The organism is Acinetobacter sp. AOR14_HL, from assembly GCF_027855175.1.
Lineage (GTDB): Bacteria > Pseudomonadota > Gammaproteobacteria > Pseudomonadales > Moraxellaceae > Acinetobacter > Acinetobacter calcoaceticus.
The window spans coordinates 218,815-236,910 of record NZ_JAKTII010000008.1; the positions used below are offsets into that span (position 1 = coordinate 218,815).

Sequence of the window (18,096 nt, forward strand, 5' to 3'; positions counted from 1 at the left end):
TGACAATAATTTAATTTTAAAAAAATTTTCTAGATCACTGATAAGTTCATTGTTAAATTGAACCTATAAACACTTCAAAAGAATAAACAATGAAAACACCTCATTTTGCCATTATCGGTGCTGGTACAGCAGGTTTAGCAACTGCGATTTTGCTCGCCCGCGAAGGCAATAATGTGACTATTTTTGAACAAGTTGATGAATTATCTCCGGTAGGTGCAGGTCTTTTACTACAGCCTGCTGGGTTAGCCGTATTTGAGCATCTTGGTGTACTTGATGAAGCCTTAACACTAGGTGCAAAAGTCACAGGTCTAGAAGGGCAACTTCCTGATAAACGCCTTTTAGTAAATAGTCACTATCATGAAGCTTCAACAAATCTTTATGGTTTAGGTATTCACCGTTCTACTTTATGTCACGTTCTTACTCAAAAACTTTCTCAATATTCAAGTCACATTACTTGGCGTATGAGCCACACAATTGAAAGACTTGAAGAACACCCTAATGAAATTCGGGTCTTTGGCTTTAATCACAACCAAAAGTTTGATGATTGCTTTGATGCGGTCTTAATTGCTAATGGCGCTCGTAGTCAATTGCGACCAAAAGCATGGGTAAAGGTCGATCAAGCTTATCCATGGGGTGCTGCTTGGAGTATCGTGCCTGAATGTTTAGCACTGAATCCCCAAATTCTGCATCAATTTTATGATCGCTCCAAAATCATGATGGGGATTTTACCTACAGGGGCAATCCCTTCTGCACCCGAGCAACGACTTGCGAGTGTATTTTGGAGCCTACCTACTGCACAATTACCTACATTTTTGAAAGATGAGCAGTCAAAACAGACTTGGTTAAACCAAGTTTCAGAGCGCTGGCCTGATGTAGCAGAATGGTTAAAACAGATTTTGTACAACAATCAAATTCAACCTAAATGGCTATCTGCCCAATACCGTGATGTGGTGATGACTCAATTTGGGCAAGGCCGAATTGGTGTTATTGGTGATGCTGCTCATGCTATGAGCCCTCAACTGGGACAAGGTGCAAATATGGCTTTACTGGATGCTTGGGCTTTTTCTCAATCATTGCAACTTGCCCAAAAGAACCAAAATATTGATTGGTCACTCCTCTGGCAGCACTATCATCAACATCGCCGCTCTTCCACCCAGTTTTATCAATTCCTCAGTCGCTTATTAACACCACTTTATCAATCTGACCATTGGTGGGCGGGAGGTTTAAGAGATCTCGTTTTCCCTTGGATGTATCAGATCCCTTATTTGCGAAAAGAAATGGCAATCACAGTTTCTGGCTTAAAAACAGCTCCATTTCAACAACTTGATTATCAGAAAATTGCTCAATATTGCGAAAAAGAAAATGCACTTAATTCAAAAAGTGAATCTCTTCCCGACTATTAACCTCACAGAAGAATAGCGAGTTATATATGAAAATCAGCCACCTTGATCATCTCGTTTTAACCGTTGCAGATATTGAAAACACCTGTAATTTCTATCAAACAGTATTAGGGTTTGAAGTCATTACGTTTAAAGGTGATAGAAAAGCCTTAAAGTTTGGGCATCAAAAAATTAATTTGCATCAACTAGGCAAAGAATTTGAACCTAAGGCATTACAACCGACTCCTGGATCTGCCGATCTGTGTTTTATTTCAGATACTCCCATTTCAGAAGTAGTTGGACACCTTAATCAGTTAAATATTCAAATTGAAGAAGGCCCCGTTGAACGTACTGGTGCAATGCACCCTATTCTCTCAGTTTATATACGTGATCCAGATCAAAATTTGATTGAGATTTCCAATATTCTCACTTCAGAAATATCTAAATAACGTACTGACAAGTAATGAATATAAGCTGTTTGTTAGTCTTGCACAGAGAAAAAGCGTAAAGAATTTTTCCGCAAAGTGACGTTCATGCCGTACACTATACAAGCTATTTTTTAGCATCTGACTTAAATCAATTTATAGTTCATATTTCTTTGGTGATTCCTCATGAATAACACGCAATGGCTCGATGAAGTAAAATTTAACGAACAAGGTCTTATCCCTGCCATTGCTCAACATCATCAAACCGGACGCATTTTGATGGTGGCTTGGATGAACCGTGAAGCACTCGCGCTAACAGCGGAAAAAAATCAGGCCGTTTACTTCTCTCGCTCTCGCCAAAAACTCTGGCACAAGGGTGAAGAATCAGGCCATTTCCAAACAGTTTATGAAATTCGTCTGGACTGCGATGCCGATGTCATTGTGTTACAAATTGAACAGCACGGCGGTATTGCATGTCATACAGGTCGTGAGTCTTGTTTCTACCGTAAACTTACCCCACAAGGTTGGGAAATTGTCGATGCACAGTTAAAAGACCCTACTGCAATTTACGGTGAAAATGCTAAAACAGAAGCTCACGATCACACCCACACCACTGAACAAGTTGATGTACTTGCTCATTTAGGTCAATTGATGCAAGAGCGTAAGCAAGCTGAAGCAGATACCTCTTATGTTGCCAGCCTCTATAAAAAAGGCATCAATAAAATTTTAGAAAAAGTCGGCGAAGAAAGTGTAGAAACCATTATTGCCGCTAAAGATTTTGCAGTTCAAGATTCAGAAGCTCACTTAAACGATCTCGTTTATGAAACAGCTGATTTGTGGTTCCATACTATTGTCATGTTGGGTTATTTCGATCTTAATCCACAACTTATTATTGACGAATTAGCTCGTCGTCAGGGTTTATCTGGTTTAGTTGAAAAAGCTAACCGCAACAAGGTATAAAATCACTCAGTGTCGAATATTGAAAAACCTAAAGCTACCTATGAGCAAGCAATTGCCATAGACAACGCACGTCTTGGGCAATCATTTAAAGTGATTGCCTATGCGGGTACAGGTAAAACCACTACTTTACAAATGATTAGCGATGCCATGCCTGAGCGGCGCGGTATGTATTTGGCCTTTAACAAAGCGATTGCTGGTGAAGCCCAAAACAAATTTCATCGCAATGTCGACTGCCGTACTTTTCACTCACTTGCCTTTCGTAGTGTGCCCCGTGGTGTAACTGACAAATTACGTCTACCGCGCTTAAGTCCAAGTTTTATTGCTAAAGAATATCGACTAGAACCGATTACTTTACGACGCATGATGGGTGGGCGTTACGAGAAATATGTCTTAATGCCAAGCCGACTAGCAAGTCTTGTCGCAAATGCGGTGGGTTACTTCTGTTCAACGAGTTCTCAATACCCTGCACCTCGCCATATTCAAGCACCGAATTGGTTACATCCAGATGATATTATCGAATTACAAAAGCATCTTTATCCTGCTGTGGAACGTCGTTGGCTAGAGTCGATTGACCCGAATCATCAAGCCGGAATTGGCCATGATATTTACCTTAAACTTTGGGCATTATCTGAACCGAACATTCCTAGTGATTATGTGTTATTTGATGAAGCACAAGATGCCGACCCTTTAATGCTGGGTATTTTGCTTCGACAAAAAAATACGCAGGTCATTTATGTGGGCGATGCTCATCAGCAAATTTATGCATGGCGTGGCGCAATTAATGCTATGCAGCAATTACCATTACCTGAATCTCGTCTAACCACGTCTTTTCGTTTTGGTGAAACGATTGCTGACGTTGCCAATGCGTTGCTGGGCGGCTTAAATGAGACTGTTCCTCTACTTGGCAATCCGAACCAGAAATCAAGTGTAGTTAATAAACCTCACACTAAAATGCGTGACGCAATTTTATGCCGCACTAATGCCCGTGCAATGGAACTTTTGTTGGCAGGTTTAGTTCATGGCGATAAGGTGAGTTTGCAAGCAGACCATCAAAAACTAAACCGTTTTGTAGATGCTGCAAGCCTCTTGAAACAAGGCAAACGTGTCACCGATGTTCCTGAGTTAGCATGGTTCAATTCATGGCATGATGTTCATGAATACTGTGAAACCAATGAAGGTAGTGACATTAAACCTTTGGTTAAATTGGTTGATGATCACGGGACTGACCCATTAAAGAAAGCACTTGCAAAGATTACACCCATTGAGCAAGCTGATTATGTCATCTCTACAGCCCACAAAGCGAAAGGGTTAGAATGGAACCGTGTTCATATTGAAGATGACTATCAATTTAAAATTAATGGCTTAGAACACAAGATTACAGATGAAGAGTTAAGATTACTTTACGTTGCCTGTACTCGTGCTAAAGTAAGTCTAAATATCCATCATCTTTATGATCTGATACAACAATTAAAACTAAGGGCGCCTTTAAGTCTTCGTCAATCGGTTGGTTGAAGCGCTCATACTTAGGTGAGCCTATGAAACTTGAATCGATCCAATTTAAACATATTGCTTTATTTCACGATCTTAAAATACAGTTTCAATATGAAAAACAGCCTATTACCTTAATTTTAGGTGAACAAGCAACTGGTAAAAGTATGTTACTCAAACATACTTACCATGCTTTAACTTGGTTCCCTGCCCGTCTTAAAGATTTACGTAGCCCTGGTATTGTCATGCCTGATCAAGACATTACTCAGTCGCGCCTACAATCAAGAATCGAAGTGACCATTCAAGTTCCACCAGAAATTGGCCATTTACCTGAAAGTACCTCTGCCCAACAGGTGGATTCTTCACTATGTAGCTGGAAACTTTTTAAAACTCTAAATTCAAGTGGCATTGGGATAAGCCAAGTTGAAACGCAGCAACTTGATCAAACTATGGCCCTTTACCAGCAAGTCACAAAAAAAGATCCACTACAAGGACTGCCCTTAGTCGCTTACTACCCAGCCGAGCGATTTGTAAATGATATTAATCTGCTGAATAAAAATTTACCCGGCATTACCCAATCCATTTCAGCCTATGACATTAGCCCGCTACCATTTACAACGTTTACCCGTTTTTTTGAATGGCTACGCGAAATTAGTGATATCGAAAATGCCCAAGCTGCACATCTCGTACAACGTATTATTTCTAGACAATCAGAACAGCAAGACCAGACAGAACTATTAAATGAGCTTCAAAAAGAGTTATCAGGGCAACCTAAACAGCTCACCTCCCCGAATCTTTATGCACTGAAAAATGCATTAAATATTGTTCTACCTGAACTTAAAGACCTATATTTGCAATATCAACCTCGGCTCCAGCTCATGGTTGACTATGAAGGTCAAACCCTACCGTTTCAGCAGCTTTCCAACACCACAAAAACTTGGATTGCGTTAGTAGGCGATGTAGCCCGTAGACTCTGTTTACTTAATCCCTTAAGTTTAAATCCTTGCCTCGAAGGTGACGGGGTTTTATTAATAGATCAAATTGATGCACAGCTCGACTCCACACATTGCACAGAAATCTTGAATCGGCTTCATCAGGCATTCCCACGCTTACAAATTATTGCAACAGGAAGTCGTGAGGAATTACTTGAACATGCTTCCAACTATCAATGTTTAAAATTAGAAAATGGTAAAATTAGCCACCTTGATTTAAATACAACTAAGCAACAGCTTGAAAACATCTATACATTGCTGCAAAGAAGCGAACCATTAATGCAGTCTATAGAGGCACAACCTCTTAGCTTAATTGATCCAACACCATCTCCAGCACAAATTGGTGTTTTATTTCAGCAAATCCAAAATCTAAATGAGCAACAAAAAAATGAATTGCTCCGCATGATTCATGCTGGAGACACACCAGAAGAAAGCCCTTCTGCTTAAATTTTATGACCCATTTACTCTATTTTTATAGTGAAATTCGGCCTCACACAATATAGAGTTTAAGCAGGATTTTTAAGCTCTAAAATCACTAGATGTTGTTACTACATGTAATAACTTCAGATTTTTACTGCTTTTTTAGTGTACAATAAATTTCATTTTGCGTTTTTATTCCTCAGGTTGCGCAATACAACTTGTTTCTCGCTTTATTTTTCTAATTTGGTTGGGCTTTTCAGAATACAAGCCTTGGAAATCTCTTTGAATTCCTATCTGTTCTGAAATTAAAATTTCACTTTTAGGTCTCGGCCTAAATCACATATGGATACGAGTGTGCTACCGATAATTATCTTATTACCGTTAATATTAGGCACCACCCTTGTTTCATTGCTTCAACGGTTCTCGCGTGGAGTAACGGCTTTAGGGGCAATCGGAGTCAGTTTAACCAGTTTTGGTTTATTACTGGCTCAAGCAAAAACTGTGCTTGGTGGTGCAAGCATTCAACAGAGCTGGGATTGGTTACCTCAATTAGGAATTAATCTAAGCTTCAGACTCGATGCTCTTGGTTTACTATTTTCTCTACTTATTACCGGTATCGGTACACTCATTTATATATACGCCTACTACTATCTTGGCCCTAAAAATTCTTTAAGCAAACTATATGCTTTACTCATGCTGTTTATGGCAGCAATGCTGGGTATTTCGCTCTCTAATAATCTTATTATTTTATTAGTCTTTTGGGAGCTCACCAGTATTTCATCTTTTTTATTAGTGGGTTACTGGAGTCATTATGAAGCTGCTCAACGCGGCTCTCGAATGGCACTCACCATTACAGGGATGGGCGGTTTGGCGTTATTGGGTGGATTTGTTCTATTAGGACAAATCACTGGAACCTATGAAATTAATGACATCATGGGCATGAAAGATGCCATTCAAGCCCATTCCCTATTTATTCCAATGTTATTGCTTATTTTGCTTGGTGCATTTACGAAGAGTGCTCAGTTTCCATTTCATTTTTGGTTACCCAACGCAATGGCTGCGCCCACTCCGGTGTCTGCCTACCTGCACTCTGCAACCATGGTAAAAGCTGGGATCTTTCTGCTTGCCCGCTTACTGCCAATTTTTGTAGGCGCTGCGATCTATCACAATATCGTGACGTTTGTCGGCCTATTTACACTTTGTATGGCCGCATGTTTTGCCATTTTCAAAGAAGACTTAAAAGGTTTGCTCGCCTATTCAACAATTAGCCATTTAGGTCTTATTGTCTGTTTACTAGGTATCGGTTCGCCTTTAGCAGTTGCTGCTGCCATTTTTCATATTATTAACCATGCGACATTTAAAGCAGCCCTGTTTATGCTTGCAGGGATTATTGACCATGAAACTGGTACACGTGATCTTCGAAAACTCAGTGGTATTTGGCAATTACTTCCTTTCACGGCCACATTAACCATGATCACCGCTGCTTCTATGGCAGGGGTACCACTCACCAATGGCTTTATTTCTAAAGAGATGTTCTTTACCGAGCTATTGGCGAATCTTTCAGGTTCAACGGTTATCTTTGCCAGCATTATTGCAACTCTGGCTGGTATCTTTGCAGTAAGTTATTCAATTCGCTTAGTGCATGGCGTGTTTTTTGACGGTCCAATTGGTAAACAAGTTCCAAATAAAGATGCACATGAACCACCTATCGGTATGCGTGCGCCTGCCATTCTTCTTGCTGTGCTATGTATCTTGGTTGGAATTCTACCTTCTTTATTGGTAGAACCACTGGTCAATAGCGTAACGAGAGCAAGCTTGATGCAACCAGAATTTGCAGGAACTCATCTTGCAATCTGGCACGGATTCAATGCTCCTCTCATTATGAGTATTATTGCTTTAGTGGGCGGCTCACTCTTCTATTTTGCTTTGGCAAAAGATGGCATGATTCGTAAAATTGACCTTGACCCACGTCTTGGTAGATTACAAGGCCGTATTTTATTTGATTTATTTTTAAAACATCTGTTACTCACCAGCCGAAAAATCAAACAAAAAACTGAAAATGGCTCATTGCAAAGTTACTTGTTCTTGATCATTGCTTTTAGCATCATCATGGTAACCATGCCGCTACTTAATCAAGGGCTCACCACAGGCACACGTGAACTCACTCATGCCCCATGGATTGCCGTCGTTCTCTGGCTAACCTTATTCTCGGGTTGCTGGATGATGCTATGGTTCCACCATGAACGTATTAAAGCAGTCCTCATTAGTGGGGCAATTGGTCTGGTTGTAACGATGGTATTTGTCACCATGTCAGCTCCAGATTTGGCATTGACTCAAATTACTGTGGATGTTGTAACCACTGTTCTTTTATTAATGAGTTTATCTTTACTTCCACAACTAACGCCTTATGAATCTCTGCGCTCAAGACGTTTAAGAGATGCCGCTTTAGCCATTGTTGGAGGCTTAGGGATAGGCTGGATTACGTGGCTGATTTTAACCCGTGATCATAATTCGATTTCATGGTTCTTTGCCCAACAATCTTTACCACTCGGTGGTGGTTCAAATATTGTAAATGTCATTTTAGTTGACTTCCGTGGTTTCGATACCTTTGGTGAAATTACGGTACTAGGAATTGCGGCTATTGGTTCACTTTGCCTCATGGATGGCATGCGTGTACATGGTACAACCATGACCCAAGGTCTCACCTACCGTTTTAATCCATCTCCGCTCATGTTCCGTATTACAGCCTCTTGGGTATTGCCATTAGCGCTTGTCGTGAGTGTTTATATCTTCATGCGCGGCCATAACTATCCAGGCGGTGGCTTCATTGCAGGTCTAATCACCTCAATGGCGTTAATCATCCAATATATTGCGCTAGGTCAAGACCAAACTGAACAATTACTCAAAGCAAAATCAGGGCGTCTTTACGAAGTCTGGATTGGTTCAGGTTTAACAATTGCTGGGCTTACTGGTGTAGCTGCATGGTTCTGGTTACGCCCATTCCTCACCAGCGCGCACGTGTATGTTGAATTACCAATTTTAGGAAAACTACATTTGGCTTCAGCTGCAAGTTTTGACTTAGGCGTTTATATCACCGTTGTTGGTGCAACGATGTTGCTCATCTCTGTATTGGGAGACTCTCGCCACTCAAGTATGTCTGGTCCTGTAGTACCACATCGGGAGGAATCATCATGATCAGTTTAGAATTCTTATTGGCTTCTGCTATTGGTTTACTTGTTGCCACAGGTATTTATCTGATTTTACGTGCTCGTACTTTCCCTGTCGTGCTTGGATTAGCGGTAATTGGCTATGCTGTAAACCTATTTTTATTTGCTATGGGCCGATTACAAATCAGCTCACCAGCAATTTTAACTGAGACAACAAAAATAACCGATCCACTTCCTCAAGCGCTGGTGTTAACAGCCATTGTGATCGGTTTTGCAACCACCGCTTTTATTGTACAACTGGCGCTGCGTAGCCGTTATGAGTCAGGTAGTGATCATGTTGATGCTAAAGAAGACATCTCTCCAACATACGACCCACGCGAGGATGAGCCGTAATGTTTGATTTTTTATCTTTCTGGCAAGAACATGCGCCTATTTTTAGCATTCTCATCCCGGCATTTACTGCTTTTATATTATTACTGCTCGGCAACCCTGGAGCCGGTGCTTTAAAAGACGACTGGCGACAACCATGGCGTCGCGGCATTAGTCTTATTTCCGCAATTGCTGGATTAATTACCGCAATTGTATATTTGAGCTTTGCAAGCACGGGGCAGATTACCATTTACCAACTGAGTGAATGGTCAGCACCATTTGGCATTGTACTCGTATTAGATCGTCTTTCTGCTTTTATGCTGGTACTGACCTATGCATTAGTCGTCCCAGTGTTATGGTATGCAAGCGACAATTGGGATACCCGTGGTCGCTACTTTCATGCCATGGTTCATTTCTTATTAATGGGATTATGTGGTGCATTTCTAACAGGCGACTTATTCAACCTTTTCGTCTTTTTTGAAATCTTGTTGATGGCTTCGTATGTTTTGCTTTTACATGGACAAGGTAAGCCACGTTTTCAGCTGGGTGTTCACTACGTCATTATCAATCTTTTAGCCTCTGCCCTATTCTTAATTGGCCTTGGTATGATTTATGGTAGTGTGGGTAGCCTCAACATGGCGGATGTTTCACGTCTTATTCCGACACTCGAAGCAGATCAACATAAATTAGCCGTAGCAGGTGCCTTACTTTTATTTGTCGTGTTTGGCATTAAAGCAGCTATGCTTCCTGTAGGTTTTTGGCTACCAAAAACTTATGCTGTTGCAAGTACACCTGTGGCTGCAATTTTCACCATTATGACCAAGGTCGGTATATATTCGATTTTGCGTGTGAATGGAACAGTATTTGATGATGCGCTTAGTCAAGAAATCTTGAAAAGCTGGTTGCTTCCTATTGGTTTGATTACTTCACTCTATGGAGTGATTGCAGCAATTGGAGCAGATCGGTTACGTCGCTTTGTCGGGTTTATGGTGCTTTCTTCAATTGGCACCTTGCTCATAGCTATTGCAATGTCGAATACACAAGCATGGTCTGGCGCATTATATTACTTAGTGCACAGTACGCTGATTGGAGCAGCTTTTTATCTATTTTGTGGATGGATAACCTCACAACGTGGAGATTTTAAAGATCATTTAAAAGTTGCCCCAAGAATCAAACAAGAAAAAGCTGCTGCATTTACTTATTTCATCATTGCGATGGTGATGGCTGGCTTACCACCTTTTAGTGGTTTTCTCGGAAAAGTATTCATTTTACAAGCGACAGTTGAAACCAGCTATCAAGCATGGATCATTGGGGTGGTACTTGTTGTAAGCCTATTAAGTATTATTGCTCTCACACGTGTTGGTTTTATCTTGTTCTGGCGAGCAACACCTCCTGAACAAGATCCAATTCATCCCGCTTATATTCTTTATCAGGCTTTACCAGAACGAGCACCACCACGTAATGATAAAGTCATCTATGTGTTACTTGCTGGTTTAATGGCTTATGTGGTATTTGCTGCACCTATTCAACATTACACATTAAGTACTGCCCAGCAAATTCAAGACCATACGCTTTACCAACGCACGATTCTTAAAGTGGATCAAAATGGTGAATTTATCAGCGTGCAACCCTTTGATCCCGCTTACCTACCAGAAACTAAATATGGTGGTGAAGTTGAAGATCATAATGCCTACCTCATTCCTGATATTATTTCGAAAGATACCTTTAATGGTGAACATATTTCTGAATATAAACATCGACAAATTCAACAACAGGACAAACTACAAACGCCTACCATTGTTGATGAAAGTCAATTGAAACCTATGGAGCCATAACAATGCAGTTATCTCATTTGCTTGAACGCTGGTTTCCACATCCATTTGTTTCAGTTCTTATTGTTTTGTTTTGGCTCATGCTGGCACATAGTCTTGATGCCAGTGACCTTCTGACAGCTGCACTTCTGGGTTTGATTATTCCTCGTTTAGTCAAACCATTTATTGCCCGAACGCCACATATTCACTGGAAACCCGCAGTTAAACTATGCTTTGTAGTTCTTTGGGATATTATTATTTCTAACTTTAGAATAGCAAAGCTTGTTTTAGGGCCTACAAAAAAATTGCACCCTAAATGGTATCGTGTGCCACTAGAAACTGAACATGAGCAAGTCAATACATTACTGGCGATGATCATTACGACAACGCCTGGTACTGTTTCTGCTGGTATTGATCAGGAACGTGGAGATATTTTGGTTCACGCCTTGAGCACGGATGATACCGAATCTGACATTCAAGACATCAAACAACGCTATGAAATTCCACTTATGGAAATTTTTGATGTAAAAAGCGAAACGGAGACAAGTGTATGACAATCCTACCCTATGCTCTAGGTATTAGCTTAATTGCCATTACAATCTCTATGCTACTTTGCCTTTTCCGAATGGTAATCGGTCCATCAATTGTAGACCGTCTTTTAGCACTCGATACTCTCTTCTTAAATGCGATTTGCCTCATTGTTGTTTTAGGCATTTACTGGATGACAACTTCTTTATTTGAAGGAGCTTTACTGGTTGCTATGCTAGGCTTTGTGTCTACAGCAGCTTTAGCTCGTTACTTCACAACCGGTCATGTTGTCGATTAAGGAGAGATCAAAATGCAGTTTGTAATGGAAATTATTGTTTCGGTCTTTCTGGTTTTTGGCGCTTTCTTTATGTTAGTCGGCTCAATTGGTATGGTCCGCTTACCTGACTTATTCATGCGCTTACATGCACCCACAAAATCGAGTACGTTAGGATTAGGCAGCTTCTTGATTGCTTCCATGATCTTTTTTGCTTTTCAAGGCCGCTTTGGTTTTGCCGAGCTACTGATCACACTTTTAGCTTTTATTACCGCACCGGTTTCAGCAAATTTAATTGCTCAAGCTGCGCTACATTTACGTTTGCGCTCGCTTAGTGGAGAAGTTCCTGAAGCAATTGAACGCCCTTTGCCTTGGGATCGTTATAAAATTGGACAGCGTTTCTCACAAAATAAACCACCTATGGACCCTCCTAAAGAATAGGGAAAAAAGACAACCAATAAAAAAGCCACCCGAAGGTGGCTTTTTTATTTTTAATTTATATTACTGTTCGTCATCTGACTCGCGTTTCGGTAAATCATTTACCGCTTTTTCGATCAGACCAAACATATAGTTACCATAGGCATTAGTCTTGTCATAATGGAAACGCAATCTTGGCGTAATACGTGTCTTGATACGACGACTCAATTCATGACGCAAGAAACCAGAAGCTTTATTTAATACATCTAAAGTTTCTTTATTTGCTGCTTCACTTTGCTCATCACCAAGCTCACGTCCCATTACAGTGACATAAACTTCAGCATAACCCATGTCTGCACTGACTTTCACCGCAGAGATGGTCACTAGACCACCTAAGCGAGGATCTTTAAGCTCCTGACGGATCAGCTCAGACAACTCACGTTGCACTGAATCCGCCATGCGCTTTAAGCGTTGGCTACCCGCCATTAAAGACTCCGTTTAATCAATTGAACATCATAGACTTCAATTTTATCTTTCACTTTGATGTCTTTATAACCTTTCACCGCAAGACCACATTCCATACCGGCACGAACTTCTTCAACCACTTCTTTATAACGACGAAGAGATTCAAGCTCGCCTTGGAACACAACCACGTCATCACGTAATACGCGAATCGGTTTATTACGATGCAATACACCTTCAAGTACCATACAGCCTGCTGCTGCACCAAACTTGCTTGAGTGGAATACTTCACGTACTTCAGCAACACCCAAGATAGTTTCACGATGTTCAGGAGCAAGTTTACCGCTCATGGCATCTTTCACATCATCAATTAATTCATAGATGATGCTGTAGTAACGAATATCGATACCGTCTTGGTCACTTCTCTGACGAGCAGTCGTATCAGCACGAACGTTAAAGCCTAACAATACAGCTTCTGAAGATTCAGCAAGAATCACATCAGACTCAGTAATCGCGCCAACACCCGAACTAATTACACGAACTTTTACTTCATCAGTCGATAATTCATGTAAAGCTGCATTCAATGCTTCTAAAGTACCACGTACGTCTGTTCTTAAAACAACGTTCACAGTAGGAACATCTTTTTTGCCCATTGACGACATGATATTTTCAAGACGCATTGCGCTTTGACGATCAATACGTTTTTGACGTTCACGGTCAGCACGAGCATCAGCAACTTCACGTGCTTTCTTCTCGTCATTTACAACAAGAACTTCATCACCTGCCATTGGAGCATCTGGAAGACCCAGAATTTCTACCGGAATAGATGGTCCTGCTGATTTAATAGGCTTACCATTTTCATCAGACATTGCACGGACACGACCATATGATGAACCTGCAAGAACAAGGTCACCAATGTTTAATGTACCGTTTTGAACAAGAATAGAAGTTACTGCACCACGGCCTTTATCAACACGCGCTTCAATAACAACACCTTGTGCAGCACCTTCAGCAGATGCTTTTAATTCCATCAATTCTGATTGAATAAGAATTAAATCAAGGAGTTCATCAATACCTTGTCCACTGTGAGCAGAAACCTTAGCAATCGGAACATCACCACCCCATTCTTCTGGAACGATTTGTTTCGTTGTTAATTCATTTAACACACGGTCTACATCAGCAGATTCTTTATCCATTTTGTTGATTGCAACAATAATTGGAGTACCTGCTGCACGCGCATGGTCAATTGCTTCTGCAGTTTGTGGCATTACACCGTCATCTGCTGCAACAACCAATACAACGATATCCGTTGCTTTAGCACCACGTGCACGCATTGAAGTAAACGCAGCATGTCCCGGTGTATCAAGGAATGTAATGATTCCTTTGTCTGTTTCAACGTGATATGCACCAATATGCTGGGTAATACCACCTGCTTCACCTGCCGCCACTTTCGAACGACGGATACGGTCAAGCAATGATGTTTTACCATGGTCAACGTGACCCATAATGGTAACAACTGGCGGACGAGTTGTTTGCTCACCACGTGCTTCTTCAGCCGCTTCAAGCAAGTTATCTTCCGCTTGTGTATCAGAAACTAAAACAGGGTTATGGCCCATTTCTTCAACAACAAGTGCTGCTATATCTTGATCAATAGCTTGTTCTTGATTAACCAACTCACCCATTTTCATAAGTGATTTGATAACTTCACGTACTTTAATCGCCATTTTTTGAGCAAGATCGGCAACAACAATGCTTGAACCGATTTCTACATCATAAACTTGCTTTTTAACTGGCTTTTCAAATCCATGCTTATTTGCTTGGCTTGATTTTAAACCGCGTTTGTTATGGTTAACAAAACTTTGCTCTTCTTGACCACGACGACCACCTTTTTTACCCGCACGTGGGTTAGTGGTTGCGCCACCGCGTTTAATTTCACGGTCTTCTTGCTTAAATGAATCTTCATAAGCTTGGCCAACTAGACCTGAAGCAAGTGGAGAATCATCAATCACACGAATTGTAGTAGTAGCTTCGTCATTTGAATACTTAGACGCCATTTTGCGCATTTGTTCAAGTGTACGTTGCTGAGCTTCTTCAGCCGCTTTACGACGCGCAGCTTCTTCAGTTGCTTTTAACTGAGCTGTTTGTGCTTCACGCGCTTTCTTTTGCTCTAATGTTTCTGCTGGTTTTGGTGCAGGTTTTACTGTACCACCACCACGTCTTTTCACGACTACAGCAGCTTTAGGAGCTGTTTGTGCAGCGCTATCTTGTTGATGAGCAGCACGCATAGCATCTAAAGTTGCTTTTGCTTTTTGCTCTGTTTGAAGACGCGCGTTTTGCTGTGCAGTGTCACGCGTTTGCTGTTCTACACGTGTTTTAGCTTCAGCTTCTGCACGTGCTTTAGCTTCAGCTGCAATTTGTTCAGGGTTTGGTTTAGCAAAAACCTGTTTTTTACGTACTTCTACGTTAATTGTTTTTGCTTTACCTGAAGTACTTGCAACTTTAGCGGTACTGGTTGTTTTACGTTTCAACGCAATTTTTCCTGTGTTACCACTTTCCTGACCATGCACTTTTTTCAAATGATTGACTAAAGTATCCTGTTGTTCAGTGGTAATAATATCGTCTGCTGTACGTTGAGGCAAACCTGCTTCACGAGCCTGTTCTAGGAGCTTCTCAACAGGACGTTCTACACTGAGAGCTAACTCTTTAATCGACTTGTCCGTCATATTTCATCTCCTAGTTAAACCATGATTCGCGAGCTTTCATGATCAATTGACCTGCTTTTTCATGATCAAGTCCTTCAATATCAGAGATATCGTCAGTAGCCTGATCTGCCAAATCATCGACAGTAATGATACCGCGAGCGGCAAGCGAGTAAGCGATCTCAGAAGTCATGCCTTCCATTGTTAGAAGGTCTGCGCTCGGTTCTTGAATATTTTCTTGCTGTTTCAAAGCATCAGTAAGTGCTGCTTCTTTTGCACGACTTTGCAATAACTCAACCAATTCAGCATCAAGCTCAATTTCGTCAAAAGTTTCAGCTGGAACATAAGCAATCTCTTCTAAAGAGGTAAAGCCCATTTCCACCAATGCCATTGCTAAATCTTCTTCAATATCGAGACGTGATACAAACATGTCAAGATATTGCTGAGCTTCATTTTGCTGACGAGCACGATACTCTTCTTCAAGCATCATGTCGAGTTTGTAGCCAGTTAAATCAGAAGCCAAGCGAACATTTTGGCCTTGTGAGCCAATCGCGCGAGCCAATTGATCGCTGGTTGCAAAAATAATATCGGCACTTCTTGCATCTTCATCAAGCACGATGCCTGAAACATCAGCTGGTTCTAATGCACTTGCAATGTACTGAGCTGGATCATCAGACCAGACCACTACATCAATACGTTCACCGTTTAACTCTTGTTGTACCGCTTGAATACGCGTACCACGCATACCAATACATGCACCTACAGGGTCAATACGATGGTCATTTGTTTTCACTGCAATTTTAGCACGAACGCCTGGTTGACGTGCCGCTGCTTTAATTTCAATAATTTCTTCAGAAATCTCAGGAATTTCTTTTTTCATTAAAGCAATTAACATTTCAGGCTTAGCGCGTGATAACAACAACTGAGCGCCACGACCTTCACGGTTCACATTGTATAAAATAGCGTTCATACGTTGTTTTGGACGAAGAATTTCTTTAGGAATCATTTCTTCGCGCGCAAGATAAGCTTCAGCGTTGTCGCCTAAATCGATAATAAAGCCATCTTTAGTTTGTTTTTTCACTTCACCGTAAATCAACTCACCAACTTTAGACTCGTATGCATCAGCAACTAACGCACGCTCAGCTTCACGAATTTTTTGTACAATAACTTGTTTTGCAATTTGTGCAGCGATACGACCAAACTCAATAGATTCTACTTCGAGTTCACGTACATCACCAATTGACCATTTAGATGGGTCAAGGTCAGAAATCGCATCTTGGCAAGCTGGCATTTCATGATCTTCATCTGCCACAACAGTCCATTGACGGAACGTACTGTAATCACCAGTTTTACGATCAATTTCTACACGAAGCTGAGCTTCTTCAGCATGCGTACCTTCGTAAAATCTTTTCTTCGTTGCAGCAACTAGAGCTTGTTCTAAAGCCTCGAAGATCGCTTCACGACTAACACCTTTTTCATTACTAACCGTTTCAACAACGGTAAGAATTTCGCGGCCCATAAGTCACCTACCGATTTCTTATAAAATTTAATAAATTTAATCTTGATAGATCAAGTTTGCTTTATCGATATTGTTGCTGTCGATCTCAAGCACGTGCTTCCCATCAACTTCAACCTGAATTTCTTCATTTTCAAGGTCTACTGAGATAAGTTTTGCTTGAAATTTACGACGGTTTTCTACTGCTGCAATCAAACGCAAAGCAATTTGTTGTCCAATGTAGCCTTGTAACTGTTCTAGTTGAAAAAATGGACGATCCCAGCCCGGGGAAGAAACTTCTAATGAATACTCACCTGAAATTGGATCATGAACATCCAGCATTGCGCCAACTTGTTGTGTTACACGCACACAATCTTGTACACCAATACCACGGCCTTGTTCTACTTCGCCATCTTCATTAAGTACAGGCTCAGCATCTTCACTTACCGCTTTATCGATATAAATACGCAATAATGAACGTTTGCCTTGTGGGAGAAACTCGATTCCCCAAAGGTCGACACCACATGCTTGTACTGCAGGAACAATTAAGTCATGCAATGCTTGGGATTTATTTGATAATTTCATTTACTCTCGTCATTCTCGTGCGATTCAATCGGTTGTTTTAACCGACACAGACCTACTATAGTGAAGCATGACTATTTGACCAATTGATGTCGAAACTACACGATAGCGATACGATAACCAATAAAAAAGGGCGTTAATCGCCCCTATCTTGCACAGAAAACAATAGTCCACTGTGCAAAAAGGCCCACTTGTCTGTGAGCCTCTTTTAAGAAACTTGGTAGCGGGAGCTGGATTTGAACCAACGACCTTCGGGTTATGAGCCCGACGAGCTACCAGACTGCTCCATCCCGCATCAACGTGCAAAAATTATATACAAATATCAAATAAAGTCAATGTAAACTTACTAGATATTTGCCTGATTAAGTTGCACCTTAATCAAATTGGTAGCGGGAGCTGGATTTGAACCAACGACCTTCGGGTTATGAGCCCGACGAGCTACCAGACTGCTCCATCCCGCAACAAAAACAAACTACTTGCACTCAACTTTCTGGTTAAAAGCTGGTGCGGAAGGGGGGACTTGAACCCCCACGCCCGAAGGCACTACCACCTCAAGGTAGCGTGTCTACCAATTCCACCACCACCGCAGCTTGTGGGACGCATTCTAGTGCTTCCAACTACAAAAGGA

The 18,096-nt window shown here is 41.1% G+C and carries 15 protein-coding genes and 3 tRNA genes; 11 read left to right on the forward strand and 7 right to left on the reverse strand.

The genetic code is table 11. The features are described from left to right. Window positions 1-89 precede the first annotated feature (89 nt). From MKL38_RS09325 to MKL38_RS09375, 11 genes are all read left to right on the forward strand, one after another. A complete protein-coding gene (locus MKL38_RS09325; protein ID WP_270903120.1) occupies window positions 90-1,403 on the forward strand; it encodes an FAD-dependent oxidoreductase in 1,314 nt (437 codons plus the stop codon). Between the two features lie 26 nt (window positions 1,404-1,429). Beyond that, window positions 1,430-1,828, forward strand: coding sequence for a VOC family protein (locus MKL38_RS09330; protein WP_005037163.1), 399 nt, complete (start codon window positions 1,430-1,432; stop codon window positions 1,826-1,828). A gap of 162 nt (window positions 1,829-1,990) precedes the next feature. Then, the gene (hisIE, locus tag MKL38_RS09335; protein WP_270903121.1) at window positions 1,991-2,764 is read left to right on the forward strand and encodes a bifunctional phosphoribosyl-AMP cyclohydrolase/phosphoribosyl-ATP diphosphatase HisIE; all 774 of its coding nucleotides are present in this window, start codon (window positions 1,991-1,993) and stop codon (window positions 2,762-2,764) included. 9 nt (window positions 2,765-2,773) lie between these two features. After that, the gene (locus MKL38_RS09340) at window positions 2,774-4,276 is read left to right on the forward strand and encodes a UvrD-helicase domain-containing protein (protein WP_004640865.1); all 1,503 of its coding nucleotides are present in this window, start codon (window positions 2,774-2,776) and stop codon (window positions 4,274-4,276) included. Between the two features lie 23 nt (window positions 4,277-4,299). Further along, window positions 4,300-5,691, forward strand: coding sequence for an AAA family ATPase (locus tag MKL38_RS09345; protein ID WP_270903122.1), 1,392 nt, complete (start codon window positions 4,300-4,302; stop codon window positions 5,689-5,691). Between the two features lie 315 nt (window positions 5,692-6,006). Beyond that, entirely contained in the window at window positions 6,007-8,859 is a 2,853-nt protein-coding gene (locus MKL38_RS09350) for a monovalent cation/H+ antiporter subunit A (RefSeq protein ID WP_132071010.1), read from the forward strand. After that, complete coding sequence (locus tag MKL38_RS09355; protein ID WP_003654595.1) at window positions 8,856-9,224, forward strand: Na+/H+ antiporter subunit C; 369 nt, start codon at window positions 8,856-8,858, stop codon at window positions 9,222-9,224. Before MKL38_RS09350 ends, MKL38_RS09355 begins: the two co-directional genes overlap by 4 nt. Further along, complete coding sequence (locus tag MKL38_RS09360) at window positions 9,224-11,035, forward strand: monovalent cation/H+ antiporter subunit D (protein WP_270903123.1); 1,812 nt, start codon at window positions 9,224-9,226, stop codon at window positions 11,033-11,035. Before MKL38_RS09355 ends, MKL38_RS09360 begins: the two co-directional genes overlap by 1 nt. A 2-nt stretch (window positions 11,036-11,037) precedes the next feature. After that, window positions 11,038-11,565, forward strand: coding sequence for a Na+/H+ antiporter subunit E (locus MKL38_RS09365; protein WP_270903124.1), 528 nt, complete (start codon window positions 11,038-11,040; stop codon window positions 11,563-11,565). Further along, complete coding sequence (locus MKL38_RS09370; RefSeq protein WP_003654591.1) at window positions 11,562-11,837, forward strand: monovalent cation/H+ antiporter subunit F; 276 nt, start codon at window positions 11,562-11,564, stop codon at window positions 11,835-11,837. The genes MKL38_RS09365 and MKL38_RS09370 overlap by 4 nt, the downstream gene beginning before the upstream one ends. Before the next feature lie 12 nt (window positions 11,838-11,849). After that, complete coding sequence (locus MKL38_RS09375; protein ID WP_005037179.1) at window positions 11,850-12,254, forward strand: Na+/H+ antiporter subunit G; 405 nt, start codon at window positions 11,850-11,852, stop codon at window positions 12,252-12,254. 60 nt (window positions 12,255-12,314) lie between these two features. Here the strand turns inward: MKL38_RS09375 and MKL38_RS09380 are convergent, their stop codons facing one another. From MKL38_RS09380 to MKL38_RS09410, 7 genes are all read right to left on the reverse strand, one after another. Further along, window positions 12,315-12,716: a ribosome-binding factor A gene (locus MKL38_RS09380; RefSeq protein ID WP_003654587.1), complete on the reverse strand. Its 402-nt coding sequence runs from the start codon at window positions 12,714-12,716 to the stop codon at window positions 12,315-12,317. Next, the gene (gene infB / locus MKL38_RS09385) at window positions 12,716-15,415 is read right to left on the reverse strand and encodes a translation initiation factor IF-2 (protein ID WP_005037181.1); all 2,700 of its coding nucleotides are present in this window, start codon (window positions 15,413-15,415) and stop codon (window positions 12,716-12,718) included. Before infB ends, MKL38_RS09380 begins: the two co-directional genes overlap by 1 nt. Before the next feature lie 10 nt (window positions 15,416-15,425). Continuing rightward, the gene (gene nusA / locus MKL38_RS09390; RefSeq protein ID WP_003654584.1) at window positions 15,426-16,910 is read right to left on the reverse strand and encodes a transcription termination factor NusA; all 1,485 of its coding nucleotides are present in this window, start codon (window positions 16,908-16,910) and stop codon (window positions 15,426-15,428) included. Between the two features lie 36 nt (window positions 16,911-16,946). Then, window positions 16,947-17,471 carry a ribosome maturation factor RimP gene (gene rimP, locus MKL38_RS09395; RefSeq protein ID WP_005037183.1) on the reverse strand — a complete coding sequence of 175 codons (525 nt, stop codon included), beginning with the start codon at window positions 17,469-17,471 and terminating at the stop codon, window positions 16,947-16,949. Window positions 17,472-17,686: 215 nt separating this feature from the next. Continuing rightward, window positions 17,687-17,763, reverse strand: a tRNA-Met gene (locus tag MKL38_RS09400). A gap of 89 nt (window positions 17,764-17,852) precedes the next feature. Next, window positions 17,853-17,929, reverse strand: a tRNA-Met gene (locus MKL38_RS09405). A gap of 41 nt (window positions 17,930-17,970) precedes the next feature. Continuing rightward, window positions 17,971-18,055, reverse strand: a tRNA-Leu gene (locus tag MKL38_RS09410). Between the last annotated feature and the right edge of the window lie 41 nt (window positions 18,056-18,096).